The 7454-nt window shown below is 41.9% G+C and carries 6 protein-coding genes; 1 reads left to right on the top strand and 5 read right to left on the bottom strand.

From position 1 onward, the window contains the following. The 5 genes from FQ082_RS11940 to FQ082_RS11920 form a co-directional block, all read right to left on the bottom strand. On the bottom strand, positions 1-106 hold a 106-nt coding region (locus FQ082_RS11940), incomplete at its 3' end, for a GTP-binding protein (RefSeq protein ID WP_262498216.1). Positions 107-326: 220 nt separating this feature from the next. Beyond that, the gene (gene fusA / locus FQ082_RS11935; protein ID WP_133104816.1) at positions 327-2453 is read right to left on the bottom strand and encodes an elongation factor G; all 2127 of its coding nucleotides are present in this window, start codon (positions 2451-2453) and stop codon (positions 327-329) included. Positions 2454-2841: 388 nt separating this feature from the next. Beyond that, the gene (gene rpsG, locus FQ082_RS11930) at positions 2842-3315 is read right to left on the bottom strand and encodes a 30S ribosomal protein S7 (protein WP_011514497.1); all 474 of its coding nucleotides are present in this window, start codon (positions 3313-3315) and stop codon (positions 2842-2844) included. A gap of 208 nt (positions 3316-3523) precedes the next feature. Beyond that, the gene (rpsL, locus tag FQ082_RS11925) at positions 3524-3898 is read right to left on the bottom strand and encodes a 30S ribosomal protein S12 (protein WP_011281154.1); all 375 of its coding nucleotides are present in this window, start codon (positions 3896-3898) and stop codon (positions 3524-3526) included. A gap of 440 nt (positions 3899-4338) precedes the next feature. Continuing rightward, positions 4339-5574: an EcsC family protein gene (locus tag FQ082_RS11920; protein ID WP_149493244.1), complete on the bottom strand. Its 1236-nt coding sequence runs from the start codon at positions 5572-5574 to the stop codon at positions 4339-4341. Between the two features lie 642 nt (positions 5575-6216). On the opposite strand from FQ082_RS11920, the gene FQ082_RS11915 reads away from it, so the two are divergent. Further along, complete coding sequence (locus FQ082_RS11915) at positions 6217-7452, top strand: beta-ketoacyl-ACP synthase II (protein WP_149493243.1); 1236 nt, start codon at positions 6217-6219, stop codon at positions 7450-7452. Positions 7453-7454 lie beyond the last annotated feature (2 nt).

Below are 7454 nucleotides of genomic sequence, written 5' to 3'. Positions count from 1 at the left end.
CTACGGTTGCGATTGCAGCGGTAAGGGTGGTTTTACCGTGGTCAACGTGTCCGATGGTACCGACGTTAACATGTGGTTTTAGACGTTCAAACTTGGCCTTTGCCATGGGTATTTCCTCTTTTTTTGGGGTCAACTGCTTAATTTATATAAAGTAATTAAGTGAATACTGACCACATTAAGATAACTGTTAAAAGGGTGCACATACTAATGTGCAGATATTATAAGAAAATCACGAGCAATAACAAGTCTTTTAACCAATTATTGCTCGATTATCTACTGACAATATAAAGATATGTCCTATATTGCCATTATCGATAGATTTTTGCTTATTCGTCATCATCTTTATTGTTGAATTTAGAGATGATAGCTTCTGCAACTGATTTTGGAATTTCAGCGTACTTTTGGAATTCCATAGAGTAAGTTGCACGGCCCTGTGACATTGAACGCATTTGTGTGGCATAGCCAAACATTTCCGCTAATGGTACTTCAGCACGAATCTGCTTAGTGCCGCCAGGTAAGTCTTCCATACCTTGAACCATACCACGACGACGGTTAAGATCGCCCATGATATCGCCCATATAGTCTTCAGGTGTTTCAACTTCTACTTTCATCACTGGCTCAAGTAGCGTTGGGTTTGCAGCCATGAAGCCTTTACGGAATGCGATAGAACCAGCCATTTTAAATGATAACTCATCCGAGTCAACATCATGGTAAGAACCATCATACAAGGTCGCTTTTACGCCAACGATTGGGTAACCTGCAAGTACGCCGTTTTTCATGCGCTCTTGAATACCTTTATCAACCGCACCGTGGAATTCTTTTGGTACCGTACCACCAACAACTTCTTCTTTAAATTCATAAAGAACATCGCCAGCTGGATCCATAGGCTCAAGACGTAACCAAACGTGACCGAATTTACCACGACCACCAGTCTGACGTACGAATTTGCCTTCTTGCTCAACCGTGTTACGAATCGTTTCGCGATAAGCAACCTGAGGTGCACCGATGTTAGCTTCAACACCAAACTCACGCTTCATACGGTCAACAAGAATCTCAAGATGCAGCTCACCCATACCACTGATGATAGTCTGACCAGATTCTTCGTCAGTATGTACACGGAACGATGGATCTTCTTTCGCCAAACGACCTAAAGCGATTGACATTTTTTCTTGGTCAGCTTTGGTTTTAGGTTCAACCGCTAGACTGATAACTGGATCTGGGAATTCCATACGCTCAAGCGTAATAACATTTTGCTCATCACACAACGTATCACCAGTGGTTACATCTTTCATGCCAACCAAGGCTGCGATATCACCAGTACGGATTTCTTGCAACTCTTCTTGAGAGTTTGCCATCATCTGTACGATACGGCCAACGCGCTCACGTTTCATTTTAACTGGGTTGTAAACGCTGCTACCTTGCTTTAGAACACCTGAATAAACACGAACGAAGGTTAAGTTACCAACGAACTTGTCATTCATGATTTTGAATGCTAAAGCTGAGAACGGTGCTTCGTCTGACGCTTCACGAGTGCCTTCAGATTCATCTTTATCATCAAGGATACCTTTAATAGCAGGTACATCCATTGGTGCAGGAAGATACTGAATAACAGCGTCCAACATCTTCTGTACACCTTTGTTTTTAAAGGCAGTACCACAAAGAAGTGGAATGATTTCGTTATCAATAGTCAACTGGCGAATAGCAGAGTTAATTTGTTCAACAGTTAATTCACCGTTCTCAAGATACTCATTCATCAATTCTTCAGTCGCTTCAGCAGCGCTTTCTACTAGATACTCACGATATTCTTCCGCTTTTTCTTGTAGTTCTGCTGGGATTTCACGCTCATCATATTCCATACCTTGAGACGCTTCGTCCCAATAGATGGCTTTCATCGTTACTAGATCTACAACGCCTTCAAAGTCGTCTTCTTTACCAATTGGGATAACCAATGGTACTGGCTTGCCGCCTAGACGAGTTTTAATCTGTTCTACTACGCGGTAGAAATCAGCGCCAACGCGATCCATTTTGTTAATGAATGCAAGACGTGGAACTTTATATTTGTTTGCCTGACGCCATACGGTTTCAGACTGTGGCTGAACGCCGCCTACTGCACAGTAAACCATGCAAGCGCCATCAAGAACACGCATAGAACGTTCAACTTCAATCGTGAAGTCAACGTGACCTGGGGTGTCAATGATATTGATACGGTGTTCGTCAAACTGTTTTGCCATACCTGACCAAAAACAAGTTGTCGCCGCTGAGGTGATAGTAATACCACGCTCTTGTTCTTGCTCCATCCAGTCCATAGTGGCTGCGCCATCATGTACTTCACCAATCTTGTGGCTAACACCGGTATAGAACAAAACACGTTCAGTAGTGGTCGTTTTACCAGCATCAATGTGCGCAGAGATACCAATATTGCGATAGCGCTTTAGGGGAGTTTTACGAGCCATAGTGTTTTCCTAGGGAAATTCGTGTATATATTAATGTGTTGTGTCTCTACCTCTACTCTATGACAAAGCCATTCAGCCCTGCAATATTACTAATCATTGAACCTAATACGGGCAAAAAAGAGTAACTACTAAGAATAGTGCGGCATCAAACTCAGGAGACTTTCTTTACAGAATAGCATCCCTTTTCAGAACAGCATCTTGACAGATGTCCGCCATCTGAAATGAGTGTGTCTGTTATTATCTTTCAATAATTACAAGCAAATCATTTATTAACAATGGCGACAATCAATAGAATAAATAAATTATATCTAGATGACTGGCATACACCAGTCATCCAAAACTACTTTTAAAAAGCTATATTTAAAAGAACAGCTTAATTAAGAGTAGCTTAGAAACGGTAATGAGAGAATGCTTTGTTAGCATCTGCCATGCGGTGAACTTCGTCACGCTTCTTCATAGCATTACCTTTGCCATCAGCAGCATCATTCAATTCGCCAGCTAAACGCAAAGCCATTGATTTCTCAGAACGCTTTGCAGCAGCTTCAGCTAACCAACGCATAGCCAAGGCGGTACGACGGGAGGGGCGTACTTCCATTGGCACTTGGTAGGTTGCACCACCAACACGGCGAGCTTTTACTTCAACCATTGGGCGAACATTTTCCAATACTTCTTCAAAGAAAGAAACTGGATCTTCGATGTTACGCTTTTGGCTTACTGTCTCAAGTGCACCGTAAACGATACGCTCAGCAGTAGATTTTTTACCATGACTCATGACATGGTTGATGAATTTTGCAACAGTTTGGCTACCAAACTTAGGATCCGGTAGGATCTCACGGGTAGCAACGACGCGACGTCTTGGCATAATAAATATCCTTTTCTTCAGGAGTGTCTGACATTCACAATCTCGCACCAATTAATATTGGATGGCGTTATATCGAGTTGTCAGTCAGCCTTACTGCATGGCGGTGTGTGATAAAGGTTAATGACTCATTTGGTCAAAAATTACTCACATCAGACCCATGCACAGTTAATGTTTGATACAAAGAAACTCATTTAATAACGGTTAGTTATTAAACTTTAGGTTTCTTAGCACCATATTTAGAACGACCTTGCTTACGGTCTTTAACGCCTGCGCAATCTAGTGCACCACGAACGGTGTGATAACGTACACCTGGTAGATCTTTTACACGACCACCGCGGATAAGAACAACACTGTGCTCTTGTAGGTTATGACCTTCGCCGCCGATGTAGCTTGATACTTCATAACCTGAAGTCAAACGTACACGACATACTTTACGCATGGCTGAGTTAGGTTTTTTAGGGGTAGTAGTATATACGCGAGTACATACACCACGGCGTTGTGGGCACGCTTCCAACGCAGGAACTTTTGACTTTTCCTTGATGGTTTTGCGACCTTTACGAATCAATTGGTTAGTTGTTGCCATGAGGCATCCTTCTCCCGTTTGGTAAAAAACAAAAAAATAGGGAAACGCACCATCCATCTGACTTTAAAGACAGATTTTGGCACACCCATTTTTAGGACAGTGTATTATAAAGACTTGTTGCTGCTATTTCAACCACTTATGAGCAGTTGGACTTTACAGCAGCGGATAGATATGTATTCAGTCTACTACTATACCACTTTATCTATTTTTAACGGCATAACCGAAAAAACAGCTAACTAAATACGGTATCAAAAGTAGATGCTTACATCATTTAGATAAGATATTTAGAGATAAAAAACAGTCATTTACCTGAGCTATATGGCGATATCGGTTTAATTTTCAATAGAAGTAAGCCTATATCGCCAACATTAAAGATAAATAGCAAATATGTAGAGCTTCAGTATTCTAAAACGAAGTAATCAATAAACCTTAATGGCTTATCATTTACTCGACTTAGCAGCGGCTTTTTTTGTTTTGCTGTCAGAAGATTTATCTGCACTATTCTGCTTATCATTCTTAGTGCTGTCGACTTTCTTTTCACTAGTCTTCTTTTCGTCAGCTATAGCATCAACATCGTTTTCTTTATCGTCAGCTTTTTTCTGAGTATCTTTTGCATCCTCTTTTGCAGCATTAGCGTCTGACTTTATGTTCTTTGATGCTGCATCTTGAGCTTTGTCTTCTTTCTGCTCAGTGCTGCCCGTTGCCTTACTAACCTTTACTTCGCTGCTACTGTCATCAGTAATAGCGCGATTGGCAAGCTTAGCTTCTGGCGCAAAAGTTGCTTGAGCAACGCCAATGACCTCATCAATCAGCTGACTGTTATAGCGCATACCAACGATAACGGCAGTGGCTGGCAGGAATCGACGTATCCATGTTAAGTTAATTTGATCCAAATCAACACCGACCTGACTAGCAATACTGTCCACTTGCTCTGCGTAAAAATTAACTTTTTTATTCTGCAAGCCTAAGTTTTTGAGCTCATTGTGCAAACCACTGCTTTGGGCACTATCCAGTAAACCTTTACCAATACCAATACCTGCCAGCAATGCTTGCTTCTCTTGCATTTTGCTGAGATCTGCATTGGCAAGTAACTCATATGCCATTTTGACGCCTTGCTTACCAGTTAACGGCTTATTATAAACAGCGCCCAATTGATAAACTGTACGCAAAGACACCAATAATAACCATAAGGTATCAGCCAATAAGCCCGGCAAACCTGCCAAACCTGTAACACCGCCAAGCGTGGCCAGCGCACGGTTTTGGTTGGCGATATCGGTCGCTAACGCGTAACGCTGCTCGTCGTCTAAGCTCACAATATTGGCAAAGCGATGCTGATTCGGTAAATCAATTTGACTCCAGTTGTCGGCAAGCTTAGCAATTTGAGCAAAAGCGCCATCAACGGTCGATTCAAAAAAGCTGTTCGGTACCACTTTTTTGGCATATTTACCATAAGCAGTAAAGCGTGTGCCCAATAACTGCTGAGTGGCTTTTAACGTTTGCTCACGGAACAAATCTTGTTGGTAATCTTCATCGCCTAAGTTCACCGCTTTAAATTGACGCGGTTTGCCAGTTTTTGCATTCGCGCTATCAATCATGGCACCCATACGCTCTAGATTGCCACGCGTAAAAGAGCCAACCGTACTAATACCTTTCGATAAAGTGCTACGCTTTCCCATCTTGATATCCTTAATATGATGTTTGTTATAAAGTAATATGGTTAAAGTACTAAGTGTTAAGTGTTAAATCACTATTGTTAAAATGCTGCTCTAACACTCTTTTTATAATAATACGCTGTTTGCCATTCTAGCGAACCCCTATTGTGAGTGTCAGTGCGAACAATGTTATCGCTATCAGCCCTTTTGTATCTAAAAGTGTCATTTATCGATGACAACTTAACCCTCATAGTATATCTATTACATCGGCTCATATTAAAGAAGCTTGTACCATGGCATGCATCGCCCTCATTGTTTGCTTCTTAATAACAAACTGCATAAAACTATAGAATAACCATTGTTGCTGATAAGCCCTATTTTATTATTATTTTGCATTTACTCAAACATTTTGCCACCTCGATACGGTATCATATGCCATAATTCAAAGTACACTTGTACCATTATTTACCTGCACTCTATTTCTCTCAACTCTCTATGAATCCATGATAGCGTTAGAGTCCGCTTCTAGGACTTAAATGCCTTGATATAACAACACATTATATTATCAAAGACAGATAGAGATGAAGTGATATGGTAGAAGTAGATATTTTAAAACGATGATTAAAAGTAATTATCAAAAAAATCGTTACTAATAAGGAATATTGTATGCGCCGCGTTGTTATCACTGGAGCAGGGATTGTCTCTTGTATCGGACATGATTTGGCTACTGTCACAGAAGCTCTTAAACAAGGGCGCTCTGGCATCACATTCAACGAATCTTATGCTGAGCACGAGTTCAAATCACACGTCAGCGGCAGTATTGATCACTCACAGCTTGATACCTCAGCTATTGACCGGAAACTAAAACGGTTTTTTAGTGACGCAAGCCTATATGCTTATGTCAGTGCGTTAAGTGCAATTAAGCACGCTGGACTCTCTTTAGAAACCATCAATAACAATCCGCGTGTGGGCGTGGTCGCCAGCTCAGGCGGCGCGTCAACAGAAAATATCGCCAATGCAATAGATGCCATGCGAGAAAAAGGGTTACGCGGCGTTGGTGCGATGGCTGTACCAAAAACAATGGGCAGCTCAGTATCGGCGGCGCTCGCTACTGGTCTAAAAATCCAAGGTATCTCATACTCATTAACCTCGGCTTGTGCCACGTCAACGCATTGTATCGGTCATGCTGCCGAGCTTATTCAATTGGGTAAAGCAGATGTGATACTCGCTGGTGGTAGTGAAGCAGAACATTGGACTCAGTCTTGTATGTTTGATGCCATGGGCGCAGTCAGCACTCAATACAACGCTACCCCAGAGCTTGCCTCAAGAGCTTATGATAAAGACCGTGACGGTTTTGTTATCGCGGCAGGTGGCGCGATGGTAGTCGTTGAAAGTCTTGAGCATGCCCAAGCACGCGGTGCCAATATTTTGGCTGAAATTGTCGGTTATGGTGCCAGCTCTGATGGCGCAGAAATGGTTGCGCCAAGCGGTGAAGGCGCAGTACGCTGTATGAAGCTAGCACTTGCTGAAGCGAGTTTAGAAAGCGTGGATTATATCAATAGCCATGGTACTAGTACGCCACTTGGTGACATCACTGAGCTTAAAGCCATTGCCAAAGTATTTGATAACGATATCAGTAAAGTGCCTGCCATTAGCTCGACTAAGTCTATGACAGGTCATAGCTTAGGTGCGGTTGGTGCACAAGAGCTGATTTATTGCTTACTGATGTTACAAGACAACTTTATTGCACCAAGTATCAATATTACAGAATTAGATCCAGCTGCCAAAGGCTTTGATATCGTCACTGAAAAACGCGATGTTGAGCTTGAAACCCTTATGAGCAATAGCTTTGGCTTTGGCGGTACCAATGCAACACTAATCATCAAAAAGTTTGACGCTTAAAC

The organism is Psychrobacter sp. ANT_H56B, assembly GCF_008369245.1.
In the GTDB taxonomy this organism is placed as follows: Bacteria; Pseudomonadota; Gammaproteobacteria; order Pseudomonadales; family Moraxellaceae; genus Psychrobacter; species Psychrobacter cryohalolentis.
Note: the sequence above shows the minus strand (reverse complement) of the source record. Positions and strands in the feature narration are given on the sequence as shown.

Coding starts and splice junctions, on each gene's coding strand:
- rpsL (WP_011281154.1), bottom strand. CDS start 3,898: ATGGCAACAACTAACCAATTGATTCGTAAAGGTCGCAAAACCATCAAG.
- FQ082_RS11920 (WP_149493244.1), bottom strand. CDS start 5,574: ATGGGAAAGCGTAGCACTTTATCGAAAGGTATTAGTACGGTTGGCTCT.
- rpsG (WP_011514497.1), bottom strand. CDS start 3,315: ATGCCAAGACGTCGCGTCGTTGCTACCCGTGAGATCCTACCGGATCCT.
- FQ082_RS11915 (WP_149493243.1), top strand. CDS start 6,217: ATGCGCCGCGTTGTTATCACTGGAGCAGGGATTGTCTCTTGTATCGGA.
- fusA (WP_133104816.1), bottom strand. CDS start 2,453: ATGGCTCGTAAAACTCCCCTAAAGCGCTATCGCAATATTGGTATCTCT.